Annotated in this window: 25 protein-coding genes; 13 read left to right on the top strand and 12 right to left on the bottom strand. The window is 65.3% G+C overall.

The features are described 5' to 3' along the window. Window positions 1-116 precede the first annotated feature (116 nt). Both WV31_RS06710 and WV31_RS06705 read left to right on the top strand, forming a co-directional pair. Complete coding sequence (locus WV31_RS06710; protein ID WP_085372833.1) at window positions 117-1,163, top strand: CobW family GTP-binding protein; 1,047 nt, start codon at window positions 117-119, stop codon at window positions 1,161-1,163. A 277-nt stretch (window positions 1,164-1,440) separates the two neighbouring features. Then, window positions 1,441-1,671 (top strand): hypothetical protein, encoded by a 231-nt coding sequence (locus WV31_RS06705; RefSeq protein ID WP_085372832.1) that lies wholly within the window; start codon window positions 1,441-1,443, stop codon window positions 1,669-1,671. 72 nt (window positions 1,672-1,743) lie between these two features. On the opposite strand, the gene WV31_RS06700 is transcribed toward WV31_RS06705, so the two are convergent. The 3 genes from WV31_RS06700 to WV31_RS06690 form a co-directional block, all read right to left on the bottom strand. Then, window positions 1,744-2,949: a hypothetical protein gene (locus tag WV31_RS06700; protein WP_085372831.1), complete on the bottom strand. Its 1,206-nt coding sequence runs from the start codon at window positions 2,947-2,949 to the stop codon at window positions 1,744-1,746. A 522-nt stretch (window positions 2,950-3,471) separates the two neighbouring features. Next, on the bottom strand, window positions 3,472-5,388 hold the full coding sequence (locus WV31_RS06695; RefSeq protein WP_085372830.1) for a propionyl-CoA synthetase: 1,917 nt from the start codon (window positions 5,386-5,388) through the stop codon (window positions 3,472-3,474). Window positions 5,389-5,694: 306 nt separating this feature from the next. Further along, window positions 5,695-5,868, bottom strand: a complete 174-nt coding sequence (locus WV31_RS06690; protein WP_082700549.1) for a YdcH family protein — start codon at window positions 5,866-5,868, stop codon at window positions 5,695-5,697. Between the two features lie 139 nt (window positions 5,869-6,007). Here WV31_RS06690 and WV31_RS06685 point away from each other — a divergent pair, with 139 nt between their 5' ends. Continuing rightward, a complete protein-coding gene (locus tag WV31_RS06685; protein WP_085372829.1) occupies window positions 6,008-6,577 on the top strand; it encodes a UbiX family flavin prenyltransferase in 570 nt (189 codons plus the stop codon). A gap of 4 nt (window positions 6,578-6,581) precedes the next feature. Here the strand turns inward: WV31_RS06685 and WV31_RS06680 are convergent, their stop codons facing one another. Beyond that, window positions 6,582-7,667, bottom strand: coding sequence for an ATP-dependent 6-phosphofructokinase (locus WV31_RS06680; RefSeq protein ID WP_085372828.1), 1,086 nt, complete (start codon window positions 7,665-7,667; stop codon window positions 6,582-6,584). 94 nt (window positions 7,668-7,761) lie between these two features. Between WV31_RS06680 and WV31_RS06675 the strand changes: the two genes are divergently transcribed. The 4 genes from WV31_RS06675 (at window position 7,762) to WV31_RS06660 (ending at window position 9,552) form a co-directional block, all read left to right on the top strand. Continuing rightward, window positions 7,762-7,968 carry a YdcH family protein gene (locus WV31_RS06675; protein WP_068435002.1) on the top strand — a complete coding sequence of 69 codons (207 nt, stop codon included), beginning with the start codon at window positions 7,762-7,764 and terminating at the stop codon, window positions 7,966-7,968. 9 nt (window positions 7,969-7,977) lie between these two features. Next, the gene (gene folK / locus WV31_RS06670; protein WP_085372827.1) at window positions 7,978-8,472 is read left to right on the top strand and encodes a 2-amino-4-hydroxy-6-hydroxymethyldihydropteridine diphosphokinase; all 495 of its coding nucleotides are present in this window, start codon (window positions 7,978-7,980) and stop codon (window positions 8,470-8,472) included. Between the two features lie 67 nt (window positions 8,473-8,539). Beyond that, complete coding sequence (locus tag WV31_RS06665) at window positions 8,540-9,076, top strand: hypothetical protein (protein ID WP_085372826.1); 537 nt, start codon at window positions 8,540-8,542, stop codon at window positions 9,074-9,076. A 71-nt stretch (window positions 9,077-9,147) separates the two neighbouring features. Then, window positions 9,148-9,552 (top strand): dihydroneopterin aldolase, encoded by a 405-nt coding sequence (locus WV31_RS06660; protein ID WP_237051523.1) that lies wholly within the window; start codon window positions 9,148-9,150, stop codon window positions 9,550-9,552. A 2-nt stretch (window positions 9,553-9,554) separates the two neighbouring features. Here the strand turns inward: WV31_RS06660 and WV31_RS06655 are convergent, their stop codons facing one another. From WV31_RS06655 to WV31_RS06640, 4 genes are all read right to left on the bottom strand, one after another. Next, window positions 9,555-9,776, bottom strand: a complete 222-nt coding sequence (locus WV31_RS06655) for a hypothetical protein (protein WP_237051522.1) — start codon at window positions 9,774-9,776, stop codon at window positions 9,555-9,557. Window positions 9,777-9,821: 45 nt separating this feature from the next. Beyond that, window positions 9,822-10,199 carry a cyclophilin-like fold protein gene (locus WV31_RS06650; RefSeq protein ID WP_085372823.1) on the bottom strand — a complete coding sequence of 126 codons (378 nt, stop codon included), beginning with the start codon at window positions 10,197-10,199 and terminating at the stop codon, window positions 9,822-9,824. 123 nt (window positions 10,200-10,322) lie between these two features. Next, window positions 10,323-11,519, bottom strand: a complete 1,197-nt coding sequence (locus tag WV31_RS06645; RefSeq protein ID WP_085372822.1) for an acetate/propionate family kinase — start codon at window positions 11,517-11,519, stop codon at window positions 10,323-10,325. A gap of 97 nt (window positions 11,520-11,616) precedes the next feature. Next, on the bottom strand, window positions 11,617-13,026 hold the full coding sequence (locus WV31_RS06640) for a bifunctional enoyl-CoA hydratase/phosphate acetyltransferase (RefSeq protein WP_085372821.1): 1,410 nt from the start codon (window positions 13,024-13,026) through the stop codon (window positions 11,617-11,619). Window positions 13,027-13,244: 218 nt separating this feature from the next. Between WV31_RS06640 and WV31_RS06635 the strand changes: the two genes are divergently transcribed. The 3 genes from WV31_RS06635 (at window position 13,245) to WV31_RS06625 (ending at window position 17,694) form a co-directional block, all read left to right on the top strand. Beyond that, a complete protein-coding gene (locus WV31_RS06635) occupies window positions 13,245-15,956 on the top strand; it encodes a bifunctional acetate--CoA ligase family protein/GNAT family N-acetyltransferase (protein ID WP_085372820.1) in 2,712 nt (903 codons plus the stop codon). Between the two features lie 264 nt (window positions 15,957-16,220). Next, entirely contained in the window at window positions 16,221-17,015 is a 795-nt protein-coding gene (locus WV31_RS06630) for a motility protein A (protein ID WP_085372819.1), read from the top strand. Between the two features lie 16 nt (window positions 17,016-17,031). After that, window positions 17,032-17,694, top strand: coding sequence for an OmpA/MotB family protein (locus WV31_RS06625; protein ID WP_085372818.1), 663 nt, complete (start codon window positions 17,032-17,034; stop codon window positions 17,692-17,694). Here WV31_RS06625 and WV31_RS06620 read toward each other — a convergent pair. Continuing rightward, on the bottom strand, window positions 17,691-17,894 hold the full coding sequence (locus WV31_RS06620) for a DUF6898 family protein (protein ID WP_085372817.1): 204 nt from the start codon (window positions 17,892-17,894) through the stop codon (window positions 17,691-17,693). The genes WV31_RS06625 and WV31_RS06620 overlap by 4 nt on opposite strands. Window positions 17,895-17,910: 16 nt before the next feature. After that, on the bottom strand, window positions 17,911-18,969 hold the full coding sequence (locus WV31_RS06615; RefSeq protein ID WP_085372816.1) for an enoyl-CoA hydratase/isomerase family protein: 1,059 nt from the start codon (window positions 18,967-18,969) through the stop codon (window positions 17,911-17,913). Between the two features lie 166 nt (window positions 18,970-19,135). Here WV31_RS06615 and WV31_RS06610 point away from each other — a divergent pair, with 166 nt between their 5' ends. The 3 genes from WV31_RS06610 (at window position 19,136) to WV31_RS06600 (ending at window position 22,476) form a co-directional block, all read left to right on the top strand. Beyond that, window positions 19,136-20,428 (top strand): O-acetylhomoserine aminocarboxypropyltransferase/cysteine synthase family protein, encoded by a 1,293-nt coding sequence (locus WV31_RS06610; protein ID WP_085372815.1) that lies wholly within the window; start codon window positions 19,136-19,138, stop codon window positions 20,426-20,428. Window positions 20,429-20,438: 10 nt separating this feature from the next. Beyond that, window positions 20,439-21,500, top strand: coding sequence for a porphobilinogen synthase (gene hemB, locus WV31_RS06605; protein ID WP_085372814.1), 1,062 nt, complete (start codon window positions 20,439-20,441; stop codon window positions 21,498-21,500). A 181-nt stretch (window positions 21,501-21,681) separates the two neighbouring features. Further along, window positions 21,682-22,476 carry a formylglycine-generating enzyme family protein gene (locus WV31_RS06600; RefSeq protein ID WP_085372813.1) on the top strand — a complete coding sequence of 265 codons (795 nt, stop codon included), beginning with the start codon at window positions 21,682-21,684 and terminating at the stop codon, window positions 22,474-22,476. Window positions 22,477-22,598: 122 nt separating this feature from the next. Here the strand turns inward: WV31_RS06600 and WV31_RS06595 are convergent, their stop codons facing one another. Both WV31_RS06595 and WV31_RS06590 read right to left on the bottom strand, forming a co-directional pair. Continuing rightward, complete coding sequence (locus WV31_RS06595; RefSeq protein ID WP_085372812.1) at window positions 22,599-23,405, bottom strand: FkbM family methyltransferase; 807 nt, start codon at window positions 23,403-23,405, stop codon at window positions 22,599-22,601. 5 nt (window positions 23,406-23,410) lie between these two features. Further along, entirely contained in the window at window positions 23,411-25,090 is a 1,680-nt protein-coding gene (locus tag WV31_RS06590; protein WP_085372811.1) for a glycoside hydrolase family 17 protein, read from the bottom strand. Between the last annotated feature and the right edge of the window lie 101 nt (window positions 25,091-25,191).

Genomic DNA, 25,191 nt, shown 5'->3' with positions numbered 1-25,191 from the left:
GCTATCGCCCAAACCCATCCGGGGCCAATGCCCCGGACCCCATTTAATTCGAAAGGGGTTTGGGGCCAAGGCCCCAAGCGGGTATGGGCGACAGCCCATGGACCGGAGTTGCAAGCATGAGCCTGATCCCCGTCACCGTCCTGACCGGCTTCCTCGGCAGCGGCAAGACGACCCTCTTGAACCACCTGCTGGCCCAGCCGGGCCTGGCCGACACCGCCGTGCTGATCAACGAGTTCGGCTCGGTGGGCCTCGACCATCTTCTGGTGCGCCAGGTGGCCGAGGACGTGGTGCTGCTGCAATCGGGCTGCCTGTGCTGCACGGTGCGGGGCGATCTGGTCGAAGGCATGCGCGACCTGTTCATCAAGCGGGTGCGGGGCGAAATCCCGGAATTCAACCGCATGATCATCGAAACCACCGGACTGGCCGATCCCGCCCCCATCATCCACACCCTGATGAGCGACCAACTGATCTCCAGCCGCTACAAGCTGGACGGCATCGTCGCCACGGTGGACGCGGTCAACGGCGACCGCACCCTGGATGCCCAGGCCGAGGCGGTAAAGCAGGTGGCGGTGGCCGACCGGCTGGTGCTGACCAAGGCGGACATCGCCGACCCCACCGCCGTCGAGGTGCTGCGTGCCCGGCTGCGCCGCCTCAACCCCGCCGCCCCCATCATCGTGGCGGTACAGGGCAGACTGGAGCCCAACGAGATCCTCGACGCGGGGCTGTTCAACGCCGGCAGCAAGATTCCCGACGTGGCCGGTTGGTTGAACGAGGAAGCCTACCGCGCCCACCAGCACGCCCATCACGACCACCATCACCACCACGATTCCAACCGCCACGACGCCCACATCCAGGCCTTCGTCTTCACCGCCACCGAGCCGGTGTCGTGGATGGCGCTCGGCTTCGCGCTGGAGCTGATGATCTCGTCCAAGGGCGAGAACCTGCTGCGCATCAAGGGCATCGTCAACGCCCGCGAATCCGAGGACCCGCTGGCCATCCACGGGGTGCAGCACGTCTTCCACCCCCCTGCCCCCCTGCCCGGCTGGCCCGACGACGACCACCGCACCCGCATCGTCTTCATCACCCGCGACCTGTCGCGCCAGGCGGTGGAAGACCTGCTGAAGGGCGTGCTGGCCCTGGACGAGACGCAGCAAACCCACTAATCCGCTCGGAATTACCGCGCCGCACATTAAAATCGTTTGACTGCCGAATCTCTGCTTGTTAGTCTTATTCCAGATGTTGACCTCCCCCGAGGTCAGCCTCCCTCTCTAAGCAACTTCCACCGCCCCGGCCCACAGGTTCGGGGCGGATTTTTTTGCCCTACGCCCAAGGTATGCATCCAATTCGGCGAACCTATCCTTTTGCGCAACACGCGAAGCGATACATTCGTCCGACGCCGGGTTATCATGGTTTCAACATGACGGAGTGAGAGGACGAACTATGGCACGGTCCCTCGACTGCACCTGCCTCCAGGGGCTGGACTTGGCCCTCAAATGGGCCAGCCACCACTGCGACCCGGATCTGGTCCGCTGCACCGCCTCCGTCGCCCACGACTGCCTGCACCGCGACGATTGCCGCCAACGCGCCGCCTGCGACCTCCGCCTGCACCAGATCGACGACTGGCTGGCCGAGAATGGCGACGAAAAAGAAATGACGGTGTGGGCCAGCTGAAAAGCCCCTCGTGGGCGCCGCCCACACCCGCAAAGGGCCCGAGGCCCTTTGGTCCCATCGGTTCGAGCCCCCCTACTCCCGCTTCACCAGCCCGGTGACGCCGGCCACGAATAGGGCGGATACAATCCATCCCATGGCAATGTGCCCCCACATATAGAACGTTACCCAACGCCCCCATTTGCCGACACTGGACGGCATCCAGTAGCTGTCCTGGGCCAAATCGACGAATGGCAGGAAAAGGTCGGCGGAATAAATCAGGGGATTGAGCCGGGGATATTGCGATGGCGGCTGATGAACCTTCTTATCCGCCATCCAGATATAGACCCGCTCCTTGGCGGGCACCATCACGCCCTCCCCTTTGGCCCAGTGAAACACACCTCCACCGAGGGCGATAATCACGGCCATCCAAATGAGAGGCCGGAATCGGCGATAGCCATAGCCGCTGATCGCCCCGTACATGGCCCACAGCAGACGGTGGAGCCACCCCATCTCCCCCTTGCGCAGCCGCTCATTCTCCTTTGCCACGAGAATCTTGCGCGCCTCGCCATCATGGCCCGTAGCCTTCAGCACCTTGGCCAAGTGCTCATAGGGCTGGGGATCGAATTTGTCGGTATTTTTCCGCCGACCAAGCCATCGCAGGCGATCTTCCGCCGTCTGGGGAGATTCAGGACCGATGCTGTCATAAGTCATGCCACTGAGGATCAAGTCAGGCCAGCAAGCGGCCTCATCGACCAAAACCCCGATCCTGGCATGACTGAGATTGACAACACCCTTGGCTGAGAATCCGTCGCGCAAGAACATCCCATCCTTGATCTCTAGATGCTCGCCTTCGAAGGCGCCGCCTCTTCCACCATCGAGAGTGACGCCAACACAATCAAGATCACCGCCTATCTTGGCGCCGATCAGGAAGACCCGTCCCTTGATGGTGGAGCCACGAAGGAAGAGGGAATTATCGACCTTGAAATCACCACCCTCGATCCCGCCGATCAGGGGACAGTCATAAAATCCCAGCACCACGGCCTTGGCCCGCAGTAAAACAATCCCATCGGCGATGGCGCAGGCACTGAGCCACAGGGGGCGCGGCAGGGTGCAATCCTCGAAGTCCAGACGCCCCTGGATGGTGGCGCCCTTGATTCTCAGCCCCCTGGGATGGCCATTTTCGGCGAGGGCAAAGTCACGGATCCACGCGGCGGGAATCACGTCATCGGAAGTAAAGGTCGCCCATTTACCGGTGGCGGCGGCGTCTTCAAGACGCCTCTTGAGTGCTTCGTCGGCCATGTCATCCCCCTTGAAGAGTAAGCTTGGCCGAGGGCGGGGGGCTTGGCAAGGAGGGATGAGGGCCGGAGGGTTGGCCGGGCGGTTGCCGGGGATAAACCACAGAGACGCAGAGACACAGAGACGGCACAGAGGAATAAAACCGGGAAAGCTGTCACCCTGAGCGTCGCGAAGGGTCTTTCAGGCAGCGGCGGCTTCAGGCTGAAAGATGCTTCGCTGGGCTCAGGGTGACAGTTCTTATTCTCTGTGCTTCTGTGTTCAACCAGCACATCCCCGCGCTTCCCTCTTCCGCAAGCGTGCAAACGGGCGGGGCTGTCTGGGCGGACAGGCATGGATGCCCGGATCAAGTCCGGGCATGACGATTGGGGGGGATAGAAAAGGACCAGGGATGCGCGAAGGGACGAGTCCCTTCGCCCTTCCTTCCTTTCCCCCTCCCCAACGACAACGGCCCCCGGATTGCTCCGGGGGCCGTGCCCTCACCCCTGCCCTCTCCCGCAGGCGGGAGAGGGGGTAACAGAGAGCTGCTTACTCCACGGATTCCTTGCGGGCCTTGGCGTAGCCGACGCTTTCCAGCGATTCGCCGATCTCGTCCAGAATGGCGGGATCGTCGATGGTGGCGGGCATCTTGAAGTCCTGGTTGTCGGCGATCTTCTGCATGGTGCCGCGCAGGATCTTGCCCGAGCGGGTCTTGGGCAGGCGATTGACGACGGTGCAGGTCTTGAAGGCGGCGACGGGGCCGATCTTCTCGCGCACCAGCTTGACGACTTCGGCGATGACCTGGTCGTGGGGCTTGGTGACGCCGGCCTTGAGGCAGATGAAGCCCAGCGGCAGCTGGCCCTTCAGCTGGTCGGCGACGCCGATGACGGCGCATTCGGCCACGTCGGGGTGGCTGGCCAGCACTTCTTCCATGCCGCCGGTGGACAGGCGGTGGCCGGCGACGTTGATGATGTCGTCGGTGCGCGCCATGACGTAGGCGTAGCCGTCTTCATCGATCATGCCGGCGTCGGCGGTCTTGTAGCAGCCGGGGAATTCCGAATAGTAGCTGTCGATGCAGCGCTGGTCGGCGTTCCACAGGGTGAGCAGGGCGCCGGGGGGCAGCGGCAGGCGGACCACCAGCGAGCCGACCTTGCCGGCCTCGCAGGGCTGATGGCCTTCGTCGAGCACTTCCAGGCCCCAGCCGGGGACGGGCTTGGTGGGCGAGCCGGGCTTGATGGGGAATTCATGCAACCCTAAGCAGTTGGCGGCGATGGCCCAGCCGGTTTCGGTCTGCCACCAGTGATCGACCACCGGGACCTTCAGGTTGTCGCGGGCCCAGTTGATGGTGTCGGGGTCCGAGCGCTCGCCGGCCAGGAACAGGGCGCGGAAGCTGCTGAGGTCGTACTTCTTGATCAGCTCGCCGTTGGGGTCTTCGCGCTTGATGGCGCGGAAGGCGGTGGGCGCGGTGAACAGCGAGGCCATCTTGTACTCGGCGATCATGCGCCAGAAGGCGCCGGCGTCGGGGGTGCCGACCGGCTTGCCCTCGTAGACCACGGTGGTCGAGCCGTTCAACAGCGGGCCGTAGCAGATGTAGGAGTGACCGACCACCCAACCCACGTCGGAGGCCGACCAGAACACCTCGCCCGGCTTGATGTTGTAGACGTACTTCATGGACCACATCAGGGCGACCATGTGGCCGCCGTTGTCGCGGACCACGCCCTTGGGCTGGCCGGTGGTGCCCGAGGTGTAGAGGATGTACAGCGGGTCGGTGGCCTTCACCGGCACGCAATCGGCGGGCTTGGCCTTGGCGCAGACCTCGACCCAGTCGAGGTCGCCGGCCTTGTCCATCACGGCGGCCGCCTGGGGACGCTGGAACATGATGGTGTTGGACGGCTTGTGCTCGGAGATGGCGATGGCCTCGTCCAGCATGGGCTTGTAGGGCAGCACCTTCGAGCCCTCGATGCCGCAGGACGCCGACAGGATCACCTTGGGCTTGGCATCGTTGATGCGGGTGGCCAGCTCGGTGGGGGCGAAGCCGCCGAACACCACCGAGTGGATGGCGCCCAGACGGGCCACGGCCAGCATGCCGACCACCGCCTCGGGGATCATGGGCATGTAGAGCAGCACGCGGTCGCCCTTGGTGACGCCCAGCGCGGCCATGGCGCCGGCCAGACGCGACACCTGGTCCTTCAACTCGGCGTAGGAGATCTTGCGCTTGGTCTGGGTGACCGGGCTGTCATAGATGATGGCGGTCTGCTCGCCCCGGCCCTGCTCCACATGGCGGTCCACGGCGTTGTAGCAGGTGTTGGTCTCGGCACCGACGAACCAGCGATAGAACGGCTTGTTGGAATCGTCCAGGACCTTGTCCCAGGTCTTGTACCAATGAATGTCCTTGGCCGCTTCCCCCCAGAACCCCTCCGGGTCCTTCAGCGACTTGTCATAGGCTTGCTGGTATGCGTTCGTCATGTCGGACAGGTCCTCTGCTTTGCCACTCCCATGGGGGGCTTTTCGCCCCTCCGTCTGAGCGGGAGAATGCCGTAATCAGGCTAATTTTGCAAAGGTGCATTGCAGGGGCGCTAAACCATTTTGGCAAGGCCCGCGCAAACAATGTTTTCACATTTTTTCACAACAGGTTATCGAGCGATCCTCACCCATTCGCAAGGTTCGCCTTTTTCCGCCCCGCGGCTGCGAATGCTGCAATTTGTGAATTCGGCAACAGGCGGCCGAATGAAATAAGGGGCCGGGAAAACCCGGCCCCTCGATCGCCTTCCTTTAGTGAGGTCCGGAGCCGATTCGGCTCAGCTCGTCCTTGATCAGCAGTTTCTTGCGTTTGAGATCATGGATCTGGGTATTGTCCGGCAGCGGGCGTCTGGTTTCCGACTCGATGGCGTTTTCCAGAGCGGCATGCTTGGCTTTCAAGGACTCGACACGGTCATGAAGGCTCATTACGGTCCTCCCTATGGGGTGGGTGACCTTGGAATCTTATTCCTCCTGTCACGGAATTGTCAGCAGGGAAATTGCCCTGCCCATCCTCCTGGACTAAGGTTCTTACTCCAACCTCATACCTCCACGAGGATTAACCGCCTTGAACGCCCCCCCGCCCCGCCTGATCGTAGGAATTAGTGGAGCCTCGGGCGTGGTCTACGGCATCCGCACCCTCGAGATGCTGGGGCGCCTCGGGGTCGAGTCCCATCTGGTCATGAGCCGGGCCGCCGAGGTGACCTTGTCCCACGAAAGCGGGCTGAAGGTGGCCCAGGTGCGCGCCCTGGCGAGCAGGTGGTACAAGGCCGAGGACATCGCGGGCGCCCCGGCCTCGGGCTCGTTCCGTTCGCTCGGCATGATCGTGGCGCCCTGCTCCATCCGCTCCATGAGCGAGATCGCCGCCGGGGTGACCACCTCGCTGCTGACCCGGGCCGCCGACGTGGCGCTGAAGGAGCGCCGCCGCCTCGTCCTGATGGTGCGCGAGACGCCGCTGCACACCGGCCACCTGCGCTCCATGCTGCAGCTTTCCGAAATGGGCGCGGTGATCGCCCCCCCCGTCCCGGCCTTCTACGCCAAGCCCCAAAGCCTGGACGACATGGTCGAGCACAGCGTGGGCCGCATGCTCGACCTGTTCGGGCTTGATTGCGGCACCATCCGGCGCTGGGGGGAGTAGCTCCCTACATCTCGCCGATATAGATGCCCAGGCCGCGCGCCGTCTGGGCCAGGGTGCCGTAGGGATCGATGGCCCGGGTGATGCCGGCCACGTCGGTGATGGGCACATCGACCACCTGGCCGTGCTGCCAGGCCACCATGCGGCCCAGCTTGCCCTGGGCGATCAGGTCGACGGCATGGACGCCGAAAGCCGAGGCGATGATGCGGTCGCGCATGGCGGGCATGCCGCCGCGCTGCACATGACCCAGGACGGTGACGCGGGTCTCGGCCTCCACCGTCTCGGCGAGACGGGCCGCCAGGTACTGGCCGATGCCGCCGTAGCGGGCCTGGCCGCCGCTCTGCAACTGGGTCACCGCCTGGCCCGTCTCGGTCTTGCAGCCCTCGGCCACCACCATCAGGGCATGGTTGCGCCCCTCTTCGCGCACCTCGGCGATCTTCCTGGCGATGCCTTCCAGGGTGTAGGGAATCTCGGGAATCAGCACCACGTCGGCGCCGCCGGCGATACCGGCATTGATGGCGATATGGCCGACGTCGCGGCCCATCACCTCGAGGATCATCACGCGATGATGGCTGGCCGCCGTGGGGGCCAGACGGTCCATGGCCTCGCCCGCCACGTTGAGCGCGGTGGCGAAGCCGATGGCGTAGTCGGTGCAGGCCACGTCGTTGTCGATGGTCTTGGGAATGCCGACCATGGGAATGCCGCCCTGGCGGCACAGCTGGTTCAAGATGCGCATGGAACCGTCGCCGCCGATCACCACCAGCGCCTGGATGCCCAGTTCCTTGTAGCCGTCGACGAAGTCCTGGGAACGGTCCTTCTTGGTCCCGTCGGGCATGGGATAGGCGAAGGGGTCGCCCTTGTTGATGGTGCCCAGAATAGTGCCGCCCAGGCGCAGCATCTCGTCATTGACCGATTTCAGGTCGAATTCGACGAAGTTGAGCGGGCGGTCCATCAGTCCCAGGCTGCCGTCCCGGATACCGAAGACCTGCCAGCCGTAATTGCGGATGGCGCGATGAACGACGGCGCGCAAGGCCGCATTCAATCCGGCGCAGTCCCCGCCGCTGGTCAGAATTCCGATACGCTTGGCCGCCATACCCCAACCTCCTCTTTATCCTACCTTACCCATACCGTTTCCGGACGAGTTCTGCTACCCTCCAGCCACTTAAATCCTAGCCTCGTCCAGTTCCATGATCGATGACAACCTTGAAGAAGTCCGCCGCCAGCTGGCGGAATTGAAGACCGAGCACCGCGACCTGGACGACGTGATCTCCCGCGTTTCCGACGAGGCGCCGTTCGATCAGCTGCGCCTGCAGCGGCTGAAGAAGCGCAAGCTGCACCTCAAGGACGAGATCGCCCGGCTGGAAAACCTGCTGATTCCCGACATCATCGCCTGACACTCCACCATGACATTGGTTCATCTCGGCCTGGGCACCAACCTCGGCGACCGGCCCGCCAATCTGCGCGCCGCCGTGGAAGCGCTCGCCACGCTCGGCACCGTTTCCGCCTGCTCCCAGGTCTGGGAGACGGCCCCGCTCTACGTCACCGACCAGCCGGCCTTCCTCAACATGGCCGTGGCCCTGGTCACAACGCTGTCACCTCACGACCTGCTGGCGCGCCTGAAGCGCATGGAAGACCAGTTGGGCCGGGTGGCGTCGGTGCGCTATGGACCGCGCCTGATCGACCTCGACATTCTGCTCTATGGGGATGTGGTGATGGACGACGAAATTCTCACCCTGCCCCACCCCCGCCTGCATGAACGCCATTTCGCCCTGGCCCCCCTGGCCGAGATCGCCGGGCCATGCCTGCATCCCGCCCTGGCCGCCAGCGTCGAGACCCTGTTGGGCCGCCTGCCCATGGCCGATGATGTCCGCAGGATCGGTCCTCTTTTGACTCTATGACCTTGCAGCGTTCCATGGTCGCGACCACATCCCGTGGTATCTACCTACAGACCAATGGAATATGCCTATGGGCTCTAGCGTTCAATGTCCTGAAACCGATGGCGCCAATATCCTGACCTACGAGATTTGCGGCCAGGATCGCGTCGTCGCCATGAGCCCGGGCTGGGCGGGCGGAGGCAGCCGGCATCCCGCCCTTGGCCGCACCCTTTGGGATCTGCTGGGTAACGGCAACATCGCCGACGTCTACCGTGCCCTGATCACCCAGACCCGGCGGACGGGCGTGGGCCAGTGCTTCACCTTCCGCTGTGACGATTTCCACACCCGGCGGGTGATGTCCATGGCCATGGTGCCCATCGGCGACGACCGCATCCGTTTCTCCAGCCGCCCCATCGTCGAGGATCGCCAGGACAGCACCGCCTTTCTCCGGCGGCACCGCGCCGAGCCGCTCAGCGTCGACATTTGCCCGGAATGCGGTGGAATCAAGGTGGGGAAGCAGTGGCTGCCGGCGGGCTCGGCACTGGAAGCGCTGGGCATCTTCGCCGAGGACATTCCTTTCCGCACCTGGCCGAATCATTGCGCCTCATGCCGGGCCGGCGGTCATTGACCACTTGCGCGCCGCGCACGGTAAGCGCTATGACCCTGCTTTCCCTCCCCTGAGGAAATATCCAAGTGTTCGTGAGCCGCAGTCAAGACGAGACCAAGCCGCAGGAAGCGCCGGTCCGCCGCCTCTATCGCATCCTGGTCCGTGATCTGGTGCTGAAATGCTCCATCGGCATCCATGCCCACGAATTGCTGGCGCCCCAGCGGGTCCGCATCAACGTCGACATGAGCGTGCTCGAGCAGGCAGGTCCCTTGAGCGACGACATCGCCAACGTGGTGTCCTACGAGGATGTGATCGACGGCATCAAGGCCATGCTGGCCGAGGGCCACATCAATCTGGTGGAAACCCTGGCGGAAAAGATCGCCGAGTTGTGCCTTGCCGACGAACGGGTTGAAACCGCCCGTATCCGGGTGGAAAAGCTGGACGTCTACGCCGAGGCCGCCTCGGTCGGCATCGAGATCGAACGCGGACGGAAATAGGACTACCGGGCCGGCAGTTCCTCGACGGTCACCGACGAGCGGCCCGAGGGCGAGGCCGGAGCGCGGGCCGGTGGCGGCGGCTCCTCCTCGGTCCGGGATTGGGCCTGGGGCTGGGACACGGGCTGGGCCTCGCCCTGCTGCCCGCCCTGGCTGCGCTTGTCCCATTCCTTGACGCCATGGGCAGCCAGTTCAACGACGGAACAGGCCGAAAGTCCCGCCATCATCAGGGAAATGCTAAAAACCCGCAGTGCGGACCGGAGCGGCATAGCCTACTCCGCCGCCGCTTCGACCCGGACCAGTTCCCCCGCCTCGACCTTGGCCAGAAAGGCCAGCGAGTCGGCGGTGCGGCCGAAGATGTTGGCGGGAACCGCCAGGCGGATCTCGTCGCCCTCGGAGCACGGCGTCGGGCCATAGCCGATGACGATGGATTCGCCTTCGTGGCGGAACGCCAGCTCGCCCGCCTCGACCACGTCACGGGCATGATCCTCGCGGTCGGCGTGGACGGGGGCCTGGAAATAGACCTCGCCCTGCCAGATGGCGGCGCGCGCCTCGAACGGCACCGCCGCCAGAATCGCATCCGCCGTTCCCGTATCGTAGAGATCGACGTGCAGGACATGGTGTCCGATGGAAATCTTCAGCTTACGCATGCCTTATCGGTCCCGGCTGGTTGGGTGTCATGGTGTCACTGTGCCATTTCCCAAGGGAATTGACCAGAAGCACAATAGCCATACCATATGTAGTGTCTTCAGCCTAGAGGTCGTCATCGCACTCTAGTCGCGCAAGCTCCACAAGACCTCGCGGGTGTGCTCGGCGATCATCATCTCCTCGTCGGTGGGAATCACCCAGACCGCCACCTTGCTGTCCATGGCGCTGATCAGCTCGGCGCCCCCATCCTCGTTGGCCTCGGCATCGAGGCGGATGCCCAGCCACTCCGAGAGCTGGCAGACCTTGGCGCGCACCGGGGGCGAATGCTCGCCGATGCCGGCGGTGAACACCAGGGCGTCCAGCCCGCCCATGGCGGCGGCCAGCGACCCCAGTTCGCGGGCGATGCGGTAGGTGAACAGTTCCACCGCCTCGGCGGCATGGGGCTCCGAGCTTTCCAGCAGCACCCGCATGTCGTTGTTGAGACCCGACACGCCCAGCAGGCCCGACTGCTTGTACAAAAGGTTCTCGATTTCCTTGGGCGTCATACCCTTCTGCTGCAGCAGATAGAGCACCACGCCGGCATCCAGCGTGCCGGTCCGCGTCCCCATGGGCAGGCCGTCCAGCGCGGTGAAGCCCATGGTGGAGGCCACGCTCTTGCCGCCCTTGATGGCGCACATGGAGGCACCCGAACCCAGATGGGCCACCGCCACCCGGCCGCGGGCCTGGGCCGGCGCCAGCTTGGCCAGCCGGCGCGAGATGTATTCGTAGGACAGGCCGTGGAAGCCGTAGCGCTTCACGCCCTCGCCGGTCAGGGCGCGCGGCAGGGCGAAAGTCTGGGCCACCCACGGATTGGAACGGTGGAAGGCGGTGTCGAAGCACGCCACCTGGGGCAGGCCGGGATGGACCTTGGCCAGCGCCCGGATGGGGGCCAGGTTGTGGGGCTGGTGCAGCGGCGCCAGCGGCACCAGCTGCTCCAGTTCGGCCATCAGGTCGTCGTTGATCAGCAGCGGATGGGAATAGAGCGAGCCGCCATGCACCACACGGTGCCCGGCCACCTTCAGTTCGGCCCCGTCCAGATGGGACTCGATCCAGCCGATCATGTGCTTGAACAGCGCCTCGTGGCTGAGATTGGGCTCGTCCGGCCAGCGGTCCTCGGCCAGGACCATTCCGTCGGGCGACTTGGCGATGAAATGGGGGGCGACGTTGATGCCCTCCACCTGTCCCTTGGACGACAGCAGCGGCTCATCGTCGCCTTCGGAGATGTACAGCGAGAACTTGATGCTGGACGAACCGGCATTGATGACCAGGATGCCTTCACGCATATGTCCCAAACTCCGTTGAGGCCTGCTCACCGGGACCAGCCGCCATTGCGGCGGCGGCCAAGCGGGCTTAAGGCCCGCGCCCGGCGAGGGGCTTATATTACTGCGCGGCAACCGCGCCCTTGGCGCGGCGCGCATGGGCGAACAGGACGGCCACGGCGCAGGACGCCAGGCGGGCCTTGGCGCTGTCGGCACGGCTGGTCAGCACGATGGGCACCCGCGCACCCAGCACGATGCCGGCGGCGTCGGCGTCGGCCAGATAGGACAGCTGCTTGGCCAGCATGTTGCCGGCCTCGAGGTCGGGCACCAGCAGGATGTCGGCGCGGCCCGCCACCGGCGAGTTGATCTTCTTGATCTTGGCCGCCTCCTCGCTGATGGCGTTGTCGAAGGCCAGCGGACCGTCCAGCTGGGCGCCGGTGATCTGGCCGCGATCGGCCATCTTGCACAGCGCTGCCGCCTCGATGGTGGAATTGATCTTGGGATACACCGTTTCGACCGCCGACAGGATGGCCACCTTGGGCAGCTCGACACCCAGCACGTGGGCCAGCTCGACGGCGTTCTGCAGGATGTCGGCCTTGTCCTCCAGCGTCGGGTAGATGTTGATGGCCGCATCGGTGATCAGCAGGGTGCGCGGGTAAGTGGGCACGTCCATGACGAAGACGTGGCTGATGCGCCGCGCGGTGCGCAGGCCCTTATCGCGGGACGCCACCTCGTGCATCATCTCGTCGGTGTGGAGCGAGCCCTTCATCAGGGCCTCGGCCTCGCCCGAGCGGCACATGGCCACCGCCTTCTCGGCGGATTCGTGGGAATGCTGGGTATCGACGATGCGCAGGCCCGCGATGTCCAGGTTGAACTCCTTGGCCACCGAGCGGATCTTGGCCTCGGGCCCGATCAGGATCGGATCGATCAGTCCCAGACGCGCGGCCTCCACCGGCCCTTCCAGCGATACCTGGTCGCAAGGGTGGCACACCGCCACCGAAATGGGCGCCAGCGAGGCGCAGCGGGCGATGATGTCCTCGAACACGTGATGGCGGCGGCGCAGCGCCACCTCGGACAATTCCATGCGCGGCTGCACCACCTTTTCGGCGGGAGCCGAGACGCGGGCCAGGCCGGCGAACACCGTCTCGCCCCGCTGGTTGGTCCCCCTGCAGTCGAGGACGACGTCGAGCGGCGCGATCTTTTCGGTCACCGTCACGGTGACGGTCAGGGTGTCGCCCACCTCGACGGCGCCGGTGAAGTCCAGCTTCTGGCTGCGGTAGACGGTGCCCGGTCCCGGCAGCTCGTTGCCCAACAGCGCCGACAGAAGCGATCCGCCCCACATGGAATGGGCCACCACCTTGCGGTGATGGGCGAACTTCTCGGCGCTTTCCACGCTGTAATGGGTGGGATTGAGGTCCCCGGTGGCGACGCCGAACAGTTCCACGTCCTTCATGGAACAGGTGCGCGTCAGGCTTGCCGTGTCGCCCACCTTGATCTCGGCGAACGTCCGGTTCTCCATCATCTCAACCATGCCCGGTCCCCTTCGACACATACCGACGAAATAATATTGCAGTGCGAAATTATAGCCCCGTTCCCCTGCGCCGCACAATGACCGCTTCGTGACTAAGGTCAACGCCGTATGGATTTGGTAGATATGCGGGATAGCCCTTACAAGATGTTGCAGCGCACCATAGAAGAGGACTAATCTCCGTCTCAACGCCGGATTCTGACCGCCAGAACGGGATTCCCATGAGCACCCGCAATCTAAAGTCGCTGTTTCGCCCGCAATCCATCGCCGTCATCGGCGCCTCGACCAAGCCGAAGAGCATCGGATCGGTGGTCATGCGCAATCTTCTTAAAGGGGAGTTTGCCGGGCCGGTGATGCCGGTGACGTCGGAACACGCCTCGGTGGGCGGCGTGCTGGCCTATCCCGACGTGGCGTGCCTGCCCATGGCCCCGGACCTAGCGCTGATCTGCACGGCGCCATCGACCGTTCCCGGCATCATCCACACCCTGGGGGAACGCGGCACCAAGGCGGCCTGCGTCATGACCGGCGGGCTGCATCTGGAGCAGAACGCCGAAGGCGCCACCTTGCTGGAACAATCCCTGGCGGCGGCGCGGCAATACGGCATGCGGCTGCTGGGTCCCAATTCCATGGGCATCCTGGTGCCGGGCATCGGGCTGAACGCCAGTTCGTCCCATGAAAGCGTGCTGCCCGGCAAGCTGGCCTTCGTCTCCCAGTCGGGCGCGCTGTGCACCGCGGTGCTGGATTGGGCCCGGGCCCGCGAGATCGGCTTTTCCCACTTCATCCATCTGGGCGACACCGAGGGCGTGGATTTCGGCGACGTGCTCGACTATCTGGGCAGCGATCCCGGCACGCGGGCCATCCTGCTGTATATGGAATCCATCCACGAGCGGCGCAACTTCATGTCGGCGGCCCGTGCCGCCGCCCGCAACAAGCCGGTTCTGGCCGTCAAGGCCGGACGCTCGCGCGAAGGAGCGCGCGCCGCCGCCTCCCACACCGGCGCCCTGGCCGGATCGGACCTGGTGTTCGACGCCGCCATGCGCCGGGCCGGCATGCTGCGCGTCCAGGACATCGAGGAAATCTTCGGCGCGGTCGAGACCCTGGCCCGCTCCAAGCCCATGAAGGGCCGCCGCCTGGCCATCCTCACCAATGGCGGCGGCATCGGCGTCATCGCCGCCGACGACCTGGCGGAAATGGGCGGCGAGCTGGCGGTGCTTCCCGACGAGGTCATCGACAAGCTGAAGGCGGTGCTGCCCCCCGGCTGGTCCCAGGGCAATCCCGTCGACATCTCGGCCGACGCCGACGGCGAGCGTTACGTCAAGACGCTGAACATCCTGTCGGAAAGCAAGGCGGTGGACGCCGTGCTGGTCATGCACGCCCCCTCGGCCGTCTCCGACCCCACCGACGTGGCGGGCGCCATCATCAAGACCGCCAAGGACCGGCCGCGCGCCAACGTCATGACCTGTTGGGTGGGCAACGAGGCGGTGGCCCGCGGCCGACACCTGTTCAGCGGCGCCGGCATTCCCACCTACGACACCCCGCGCGCCGCCATCCAGGCCTTCATGCACCTGCTGCAATACCGCAAGAACCAGGAATTGCTGATGGAGGTGCCGGCCTCGGCGCCTACCGACTTCGTCCCCGACACCAAGCGGGCCCGCTTCCTGATCGACGAGGCCCTGGCCAAGGGCGGCGGCACCCTGAACGAGCCCGAGGCCAAGGCGGTGCTGGAAGCCTACGGCATTCCCACCGTGGAAACCCATGTGGCCCGCAGCCCGGCCCTGGCCGGCAAGATCGCCATGGCCATGAAGGAGCCGGTGGCGCTGAAGATCCTGTCGCCCGACATCTTGCACAAATCCGACGTGGGCGGCGTCATGCTCAACCTGCAAGGCGCCTTCGAGGTGGAAAAGGCCGCTCATGCCATGCTGGAGCGGGTCAAGGCCGTCTACCCCGAGGCCCGCATCGACGGCTTCACCGTCCAGAGCATGGCCCGGCGCCCCGGCGCCCAGGAACTGATCTGCGGCGTCGCCACCGACCCGGTGTTCGGCCCCGTGGTCATGTTCGGCCAGGGCGGCATCGCCGTCGAGGTCATCGCCGACCGCGCCATGGCCCTGCCGCCGCTGAACATGAACCTCGCCGCCGAGCTGATCTCGCGCACCCGCGTCTCGCGGCTGCTGGAAGGCTATCGCGGCCGCCCGCCCGCCAACAAGGAAGCCATCCAGCTGGCCCTGGTGCAGCTTTCCCAGCTGGTGGTGGACTTCCCCGAGATCGTCGAGCTGGACATCAATCCCCTCTTCGCCGATTCCCAGGGCGTGCTGGCGCTGGACGCCCGCATGGTGGTGGCCCCGGCCAGGGCGGGCACCGACCGTCTGGCCATCCGCCCCTACCCCAAGGAGCTGGAGGAAATCTTCACCATGACCGACGGGCGCAAGACCCTGCTGCGCCCCATCCGGCCCGAGGACGAACCCAACCACCACATCCTGGTGTCCAAGCTGACGCCGGAAGACATCCGCTTCCGCTTCTTCGGACTGGTCCACGAACTGCCCCATTCGGAAATGGCGCGGCTCACCCAGATCGACTACGACCGCGAAATGGCCTTCATCGGCGAGATCGACAAGCCCGAAGGCGGCAAGGAGACGCTGGGCGTGGTGCGCACCGTCACCGACCCCGACAACGACGCCGCCGAATTCGCCATCGTCGTCCGCTCGGACCTCAAGGGCTCGGGCCTGGGCAAGCGCCTGCTGGTCAAGATGATCGAATACTGCCGCTCGCGCGGAACCCGCATCATTGTCGGACAGGTCTTGAAGGATAACCAGCGCATGCTGGCCTTCGTCCAGCACCTGGGCTTCCTGCCCACCCGCACCATCGACGGCGACATCGTCGAGGTCGAGCTGGAACTGCAAAAGGAACACGAACTGGGACCAGATCCCACGGCGTGAAAAACGCCCCTCTCCCCCGGGGAGAGGGAGGGACCCGCCGCGTCGCGGCGGGAGGGTGAGGCCTAACTTGTTGCTCAATAAAGCGACTTGCCGCAAGATGAGGCGAATTCAGGGCTCCGGCCCCGTCGGAAGCTTTGGGGGCAGGCGGACGGGGCGGGTTTCGGAATGTTTTGGTTGAGCATTCGTTCACCAAACATAAAGCACTCATGGGCCAATCTGGCCGGTGGATAGGTGCGCAAGCGGGCAATTGGGGATTTCGCCGTCATGTCGATTCCGACGATCATCGGTTTTACGCTCAGCCTGCTGCTGATCATCGGCTCGATTCTCGAGTTGACGACCAATTTCAAGATCTTCCTGCACCTGTCGGGCCTCTTGATGGTGATCGGCGGCACGCTGGCGGCCGCCAATGTGGGCTTCGAGGCCCGCTATGTGAAGCAGGCCCTGGGCAACATCAAGGCCATCTTCTTCTCGCCCAAGATGGCGCGCGGCATGCTGACCAACGAGGTGGCCCGCGTCATCCGCTGGGGCTACCTGCTGCAGAAGAGCGGCATCCAGGCCCTGGAATCCGACGTGAAGAGCCTGAAGAGCCAGGACGCCTTCCTGGCCTATGGCGTCGGGCTGGTGGTGTCGGGCTATACCGGCGAGGAAGTGCGCCACATGCTGGACAATCAGGTGGAAACCGCCTTCCAGCGCCACACCGTCTCGGTGGAAATCCTGAAATTCATGGCCAGTAACGCCCCGGCCTTCGGCATGATGGCCACCCTGGTCGGCCTGGTGGTCATGCTCGACAACATGGACGACCCGGCCAAGCTGGGCCCCGGCATGGCGGTGGGTCTGCTGGGCACGCTGTACGGCGTGCTGTTCGCCCGCCTGGTGCTGATGCCGGCGGCGGAAAAGGCCCACCAGCGCGAATCCATCATCCGCTTCCGCAACATGCTGGTGGCCGAAGGCTTGGTGATGCTGGCCGAGCGGCGTTCGCCCCGCTTCATCCAGGACGCCATGAACTCCTATCTCGACCCCGCCATCCACTTCGACATCGACAAGGCGCCGAAGAAGTAGCCGGGAGCGCACGGAAGTGGCCAAGAGCAAGTTCCACAAGGAAAACAAGGAAGCGGCCGAGGACTGGCTGCTGTCCTATGCCGACATGATCACCCTGCTGATGGCGTTCTTCATCGTGCTGGTGTCCATGTCCACCATCGACAAGAACAAGTACGAGCAGGTGTCCCAGGGCATGGCCAAGGACATCGGCTATCGCGAGGTCACCACGCCCTTGCAGGACATGCGCTCGGAACTGCTGGGCCAGGTCACCGGCGCCGGCGTCGAGGACACGGTGGACGTGGGCAAGGACGACAAGGGCATCGTCCTCAATCTGGCCAGCGGCACCATGTTCAAGCCGGGCTCGGCCGACGTGCGGCCCGAGATCATGCCGCTTCTGAAGGAAATCAGCGGCACCTTGAAGCAGGAGCGCTTCAAGAACTACCAGATCGACATCCAGGGCCATACCGACGACACGCCGGTGAAGACCCCGCAATTCCCCAGCAACTGGGATTTGTCGGCCGCCCGCGCCCTATCCACCCTCAAGGTGCTGAGCGAGCTGGGCATTCCCACCTCGCGCATGAAGCTGGCCGCCCTGGCCGACACCGCGCCGCGCGTCCCCAACCGCAGCGACACCGGCAAGGCGTACCCTGAGAACCAGGCCATCAACCGCCGGGTCGAGATTCACATCTATCCGCGCTAGGTCCCCTCGCCGCGCTGCTTGGCCAGCACGTATTCCAGCCGCTTGAGGCCCAGCAGCTTCAGGTGCGCCTCGCTGGCGCCACGCGCCCCGACGATGGAGATTTCGGTCAGGGTGGGGACGTGGAAAGCCGTCACCTTGACGGCATTGCCGACGCGGATGAATTCGAACAGCACCTCGCCCGCATCGATATCGCCCGTCATCCCTCGTTCCGTTCCCTCAGGGCAATTGCAACTCGTCGTCGCCCAGCGGCTGGAAATACGCCGCCACCGCCAGTTCGTCCACCTCGGCCAGGCTGGACGGAGTCCAGACCGGCCGCCTGTCCTTATCTACGACCAGTGCCCGGATTCCCTCAAGGAAATCCTGCCCCAGAAGGAAATGCCAGGCGAGCCGGAACTCCCGCCGGATCGCCTCGTCGAACTCCAGGCCCCGCCCCTCGCGCAACTGCCGGCTGGTCACCGCCAGGCTGAAGGGGGCGCGGCCCGACAAGTCCCATATGGTGTCCCAGGCCCATTGCCCGCCATCTCCGCGCAACGCCTCGATGACGTCGTCCAGCCGGCGCGGGGTGAAACACCGCTCCAGCGCGTCCAGGTGACGGAGCAGCGGTCCGTCGCCGGGCTCCTGATGAAAGCGCGCCAGGGTGGCGGCCACCGCGTCGCGGGGATCGGCGGATTGGGAGGCCTCAACCAGGGCGGCGCGCAAGTCGTCCAGCCGCTCCGACGGCACGAAATGGGTGGCGATGCCCGCCCACAGGGAATCGGCCGGTCCCAGCTGCTTGCCCGTCAGGCCGAGATAGAGGCCCACGTGACCGGGGCAGCGGTTGAGGAAATGGGTGGCGCCAACATCGGGAAAGAAGCCGATGCCGGTCTCGGGCATGGCGAAGCGGGTGCGCTCGGTGGCGACGCGAAAGCCGCCGTTGACCGACAAGCCGGCCCCGCCGCCCATGCAAATACCGTCCAGCAGCGAGACATAAGGCTTTGGGTAGCGATGAATGCGGCGGTTCAGCCGGTACTCGGTGGAAAAGACGTCGCGGTTGAAGCCATGGTCGCCGCGCCTTGCCGCGTCCCACACCATGCGGATGTCGCCGCCGGCGCAAAAGGCCCTGTCCCCCTCGCCCTCGATCAGCACCACGGAAATGCCCGGATCGCCTTCCCAATCGCTCAAGCTTCGCGTGATGTCGTGGTACTGCGCCGCCGACAAGGCGTTCAGCACCTTGGGCCGGTTGAGCAGGATGCGTCCCAGCCGCCCCTCGCGGCCGATCACCGTCTCGCCGTTCATGGCCGCCCCCTTTTAATCTATCAAACAAGTAGATTTATAATTGACAGCACGCAGAATCTGCGTGAAATTTTTTCCATTGCCAAACAGGCTTCCGTTGCCGACCCTTGCGGGCCGAATCTCATGCCACCTACCGCTCCGGCGGCCAAACCACAGGAATGCGACGCCCATGACCGTCACCAGCGCCAATCCCGAGACGATCGTTCTCCATGCCGGCTATCGCGCCGATTCCGCCACCGGCGCCGTCGCGGTTCCCATCTACCAGACCACCTCGTACCAGTTCCGCGACACCGAGCACGCCGCCAACCTGTTCGCGCTGAAGGAACTGGGCAACATCTACACCCGCCTGATGAACCCCACCACCGACGTGCTGGAACAGCGCCTGGCCGCCCTGGAAGGCGGCGTCGCGGCGCTGGCGCTGTCGTCGGGCCAGGCGGCATCCACCTTCGCCATTCTGAACCTCGCCCAGGCCGGTGACAACTTCGTCACCTCCACCGATCTTTACGGCGGCACCTGGAACCTGTTCGCCAACACCTTCAAGCAGCTGGGCATCGAGGCCCGCTTCGTCGATCCCGCCGATCCGGAAGCCTTCGTGCGCGCCACCGACGACAAGACCCGGGCCTGGTACGCCGAGACCCTGCCCAATCCGAAGCTGCAGGTGTTCCCCATCGCCGAAGTGGCCAAGCTGGCCAATCAGGTGGGCGTGCCGCTGATCGTCGACAACACCGCCTCGCCGGTGATCGCCAAGCCGCTGTCCTTGGGCGCCCACATCGTGGTCTATTCCTGCACCAAGTATATCGGCGGCCACGGCACCTCCATCGGCGGGGCCATCGTCGACGGCGGCACCTTCGACTGGGAGAAGCACGCCAAGCGCTTCCCGCTGCTGAACCAGCCCGACCCCTCCTATCACGGCGCCGTGTGGACCCAGGCGGTCAAGCCCTTGGGCCCCATCGCCTACATCATCCGCGCCCGCGTCACCCTGCTGCGCGACATCGGCGCCGCCATCAGCCCGTTCAACGCCTTCCAGGCGCTGCAGGGCATGGAGACCCTGCCGCTGCGCATGCGCGAGCATTGCCGCAACGCCAACGCGGTGGCCGAGTTCCTGGCCGGCCATCACAAGGTGGCCCATGTCATCCATCCGTCGCGCCAGGACGGCGAGTACCGCCGCCGCGCCGACGCGGCGCTGAAGGGTGGCTACGGCGGCCTGCTGGGCTTCGAGCTGAAGGGCGGAGCCGAGGCCGGCCGGCGCTTCATCGACGCGCTGAAGATGATCTATCACGTGGCCAATATCGGCGACGCCCGCACGCTGGCCATCCACCCGGCCAGCACCACCCATTCCCAGCTGTCGGCCGACGACCAGCTGGCCTCGGGCGTGACGCCGGGCTATGTGCGGCTGTCCATCGGCATCGAGCACATCGACGACATCCTGGCCGATCTGAAGCAGGCTCTGGACGCCGCCTGATCGGGGTGCCATGAATGGAGGGGCCGGCCTTATAGGCCGGCCCCTCGCCGTTTGGAGACCTGCCGTGCCGTCCTTTCTGCCCCACGCTCAATTCCCCTTCACCCGCATGCGCCGCAACCGCCGTGACGAATGGCAGCGCCGGCTGGTGTCGGAGACCAAGCTGACGGTCGATGACCTGATCTGGCCGCTGTTCGTGGTGGAAGGAACCGGCGTGCGCCAGCAGGTGGCCTCCATGCCGGGCGTCGAGCGCCTGTCCATTGATCTGCTGGTGGACGAAGCGCGCCGCGCCGCCGATCTCGGCATTCCCGCCATCGCCGTGTTCCCCTCGGTGGATGCCAGCCTGAAGACCCCCGACGCCGCCGAAGCCATCAATCCCGACAATCTGGTCTGCCGCGCCGTGCGCGCCGTCAAGAAGGCGGTGCCGAAACTCGGCATCATCTGCGACGTGGCGCTGGACCCCTACAACAGCGACGGCCATGACGGTCTGGTGGTGAACGGCTACGTCGCCAACGATTCCACCGTCGAGGTTCTGTGCCGCCAGGCGGTGGTCCAGGCCGAGGCCGGCTGTGACGTCAACGCGCCGTCGGACATGATGGACGGCCGCATCAAGGCCATCCGCGAGGCCCTGGATCAGGCGGGCTGCGACCATGTGCGCCTGCTGTCCTATGCCGCCAAGTACGCCTCGGCCTTCTACGGTCCGTTCCGCGACGCGGTGGGCTCGAAATCGGCGCTGAAGGGCGGCGACAAGAAGACCTATCAGATGGACCCCGCCAACACCGACGAGGCGCTGCGCGAGGTGGCCCTGGACCTCTCGGAAGGCGCCGACATGGTGATGGTCAAGCCCGGCCTGCCCTATCTCGACATCGTGCGCCGGGTCAAGGAGGCCTTCGCCGTCCCGACCCTGGCCTATCAGGTCTCGGGCGAGTACGCCATGATGAAGGCCGCCGCGCTGAACGGCTGGCTGGACTGGGACAAGGTCATGCTGGAAAGCCTGATGGCCTTCCGCCGGGCCGGCGCCGACGCCATCCTCACCTACACTGCCCCCGAAGCCGCCCGCCTGCTGGCGAAATAGGCTTTCCCGTCATCCTTTGGCCGCGCCTAGGGATGGCGGCCTCGGCGAGAACAACAGCAATATTTTGTAGTTAACCAAAGTCAATAACCATCTGCAGATTGATGTCGTATTATCAAAAAGCAACACCACATTAACATGTGTTGAACATCCGGATTTCCAGACAGCGGGAAGGATCGAGACGATGACCAAGCTCTCCACCACCGGCCTATTCCTGCTGGCCCTGGCCATGGCGGCCCCCGCCGCCCTGGCCGCCGATACCCCCGCGCCGGGCAAGAGCTTCAAGGACTGCGCCTTCTGCCCCGAGATGGTGGTGATCCCCCCCGGCTCGGTGGTTGCCGGCAATCCCAAGGATTACGAGGACCCGGAGCCCGACGCCCCCAAGCGCCCGACCATCACCATCGCCAAGCCCTACGCCATCGGCAAGTACGAGGTGACCCAGGCCGAATGGGAAGCGGTGATGGGCTCGAACCCCTGCGAGAACAAAGGCCCCGACAACCCGGTCGAGCATGTGGACTGGAAGATCATCCAGGACTTCATCGCCAAGCTGAACGCCAAGTCGGGCCAGACCTACCGCCTGCCCACGGAAGTGGAGTGGGAATACGCCGCCCGCGCCGGGTCGTCGGCTTCCTATTCCCACGGCGAGGATGAAAAAACCCTGGGCGAATACGCCTGGTACGCCGCCAATTCCGGCAACGTCACCCACAAGGTGGGCAGCCGCAAGCCCAACGCCTTCGGCCTGTACGACATGCACGGCAATGTCTGGGAATGGACGGCCGACTGCTATCTGGAAAAGTTCATCGCCGGGCTGAAGGACCAGAAATTCTCCAAGGACTGGGAGACCGGCTGCTACCGCGTGACGCGGGGCGGCTCGGCGCTGAACCTGCCCATGGCGGTGACCAGCTGGTACCGCGCCTCGCTGAAGCAGCCGCTGCACAACGCCAATCTGGGCTTCCGGCTGGCCAAAACCCTGCCGTAGCATCCTTTTTTCCATCCCGACGACCATCGGGAGGAGGGATCTCGTCCTGGCTCGACGTTTCAGGACCGGTACCGCCACACCAAGCGGAGATCCCTCGCATCCGCTCGGGATGACAATACGGGTCAGAACGGCGGCGGCGCGTCGGGCGACAGGATCTCGATGCCGCCGAAGGCCGCCCCGCTTTCCTTGGGCAGGCAGGCCATGTTGAGCGAAGCGGTCCCGCCGAACACGTTCTCGGCATTGCCGCGGGGATTGTGGGGCGAGTAAAGCGGCACCACGTGCCACCACAGCCGATAGCCCAGGTCGAGGATGCGCTTGATCAGCGCCGCCGACTTGTCCCGGCGGTCGTTCTCCACATAAAGCAGCGGGCGGGTGCGCAGAATGGTGTCCCGCGCCCCGTCGATGACCTCGGATTCGGCGCCTTCCACGTCGATCTTGATCAGCTTCACGGCCGCCAGGTTATAGGAATCCAGGGTGCGGACGGGGCAATCCTCCCCTTCCTCGCCGCCCAACGACACGCCGCCGAAATTCTCGACCCGCGAGATATCCAGTTCGGGAACCTTGATGGTCCCCGCCTCGGCGCCCAAGGCCACCCGCTCGGCCCAGACGTGCCTGAAGCCATTGAGCAGCAGGTTGGTGGTGAGGATGGCGTGAATGGCGCGCTGCGCCTCGAAGGCCAGCACCCGTCCTTGCGCCCCCACCAGCCCGGCCAGGGGCAGGGTCAGGCCGCCGATATTGGCGCCCGCTTCCACCACGGTATCGCCGGCCCGGATGAAGTGGCGGAACAGATCGGTCTCGCCCTCTGAATATTCGCCGTAGGTGGCAATCGAGCGCCCAACCCAGATGTCGCCCGCCGGAAACAGCATGGTGCCGTAACGGGTGGGCGCCACCCCCAGATAGGGCGGCAGAGAGAGAGCTGACTGACTCATCGGACTCACCTTTCCAAGCGCAATCGCCATTCAGCCCAGAACGGCAGGATCATCACCACCACCATGGCGGCCCAGACGCACATCTCCTGGTTCTCCCACAGGGCGCGGACCAACAGGGGAAGGCGGTCCGACCATTGGGGATGGGACGTGATGAAATCGTCGCCCCGCGACAGGGCCCAGGCTTCCGACAGCGGCGCCGCCAGGGCGGACAGGGCCAGCCCGATGGTGAAGCGCCGGGCCATGCCGAACCCCTCGCCGCCGAACAGCCTTCCGGCGGCGAAGGCCTCCTTCCATGGCTGGCCCAGGACCATCATGCGGCCCAGGCCGTAAAGGGTAAGACCGATGCAGGGCGCCAGGAACTCGACGGGCGGAATATCGCGATAGCGGCCGTGCAGCAGCAGGGTCGCCCCCACCACGATGGCGGCAAAGCCGTAGAGCGGCACGAACTTTTCCGCCCACGGCCAAGTCAGCCTGGCCGGTTCGCGGCGGAATTGCCGGGCGGCGGCCCAGGCCAGGGTGACGGCCAGGGCGGCATGCAGCAAGATGCGGGCCCAGGCCCAGGCATCCTCGAGCCGGTCATAGGCCATGGCCAGGGCGTTGACGGTCTGCCAGGTGATGAACAGCCCGGCCAGCTGGGCCAGGACCAGCACGAACAGCCCCCCCTTCAGCTCGTAGCGCTCCCAGCGCCGCCACAGCAGCGCCAAGGACAGGGCCGAACCGATCAGCACCGCGGCAGCCGCATGGCGCGGCCAGTCGGGGCTGGGCTCGACCGGGCCGGACATGGCGTACTTGACCCGGCGGTTCTCGTCCACCACGCCCCACTTGGCCCCCACGGTCCCTTCCAGGAAGGCCTTCCACGGCTGGTCGAAGGCCTCGACCACGTTGTAGTCGAAGCCGTTCTCCTTGGAGACCAGGGCCAGCGTGCGCACGAAGCGCGCCGCGTTCTCCATGTCGGCCACCGCCGGTCCGCGCGAACGGCCGCGCGTCGGCCAGCCGGCCTCGCCGATCAGGATGGGCTTGCCGAACTGCTCGGCCATGCGCTTATAGATGGCGACGATGTGCTTGGCGGCGCCGTCCACGCCGATGGGCTCGTCCTCCCAATAGGGCAGGATGTGGATGGTGAGGAAGTCCACTTCCCTCGCCACCTCCGGGTATTTCAGCCAGAAGGCCCAGACGTCGGCATAGGACACCGGCTGCTTCACCGCCGCCTTGACCTTGCGGATGTAGCCGATCAGCTGCTCGGGGGGCAGGTCCTGGCGCAGCAGCACCTCGTTGCCGACGATCACCCGCTTGATGACGTCGGGATAGGCGTTGGCCGCCTTGATCAGGGCGTCCACCTCGGCGTCGTTGATGGCGAACTTCTTGCCCAGCCAGGCCGAGTGGGTGACCTCGATGCCGTATTTGCGCCCCAGTTCCGGCACCACGTCCAGGCCTTCGCGCGAGGTGTAGGTGCGCACGCCCCTGGCCACGCCCACCAGGCTCTTCATGTCCTGGGCGATCTGGTCGGACGTGGGATAGACCTGGGTGATCGGCCCCTGGCCGCGGCGGAACGGCGCGAAGGACACCGAGGGGAACGGCTCGTTGAACGACAGCTCCACCGGCACCGGCCGGTTGAACCACCACCAGCCGGCGGCGTTGAGGACGGCCAGGACGAAGACGGCGAACAGGACGATGAAGCGGTTCATGGGGTTTCCATCAAAGCCGTCATTCCCGCGAAGGCGGGAATCCATGGGGCCGCGAAAACGCCATCGAGCCGGGCGCCTGATCAGCATCCACATGGACCCCC

It is taken from the genome of Magnetospirillum sp. ME-1 (genome assembly GCF_002105535.1).
In the GTDB taxonomy this organism is placed as follows: Bacteria; Pseudomonadota; Alphaproteobacteria; order Rhodospirillales; family Magnetospirillaceae; genus Phaeospirillum.
The sequence above is the reverse complement of the archived record's forward strand: the minus strand, read 5'-3'. Positions and strand labels throughout refer to the sequence as shown.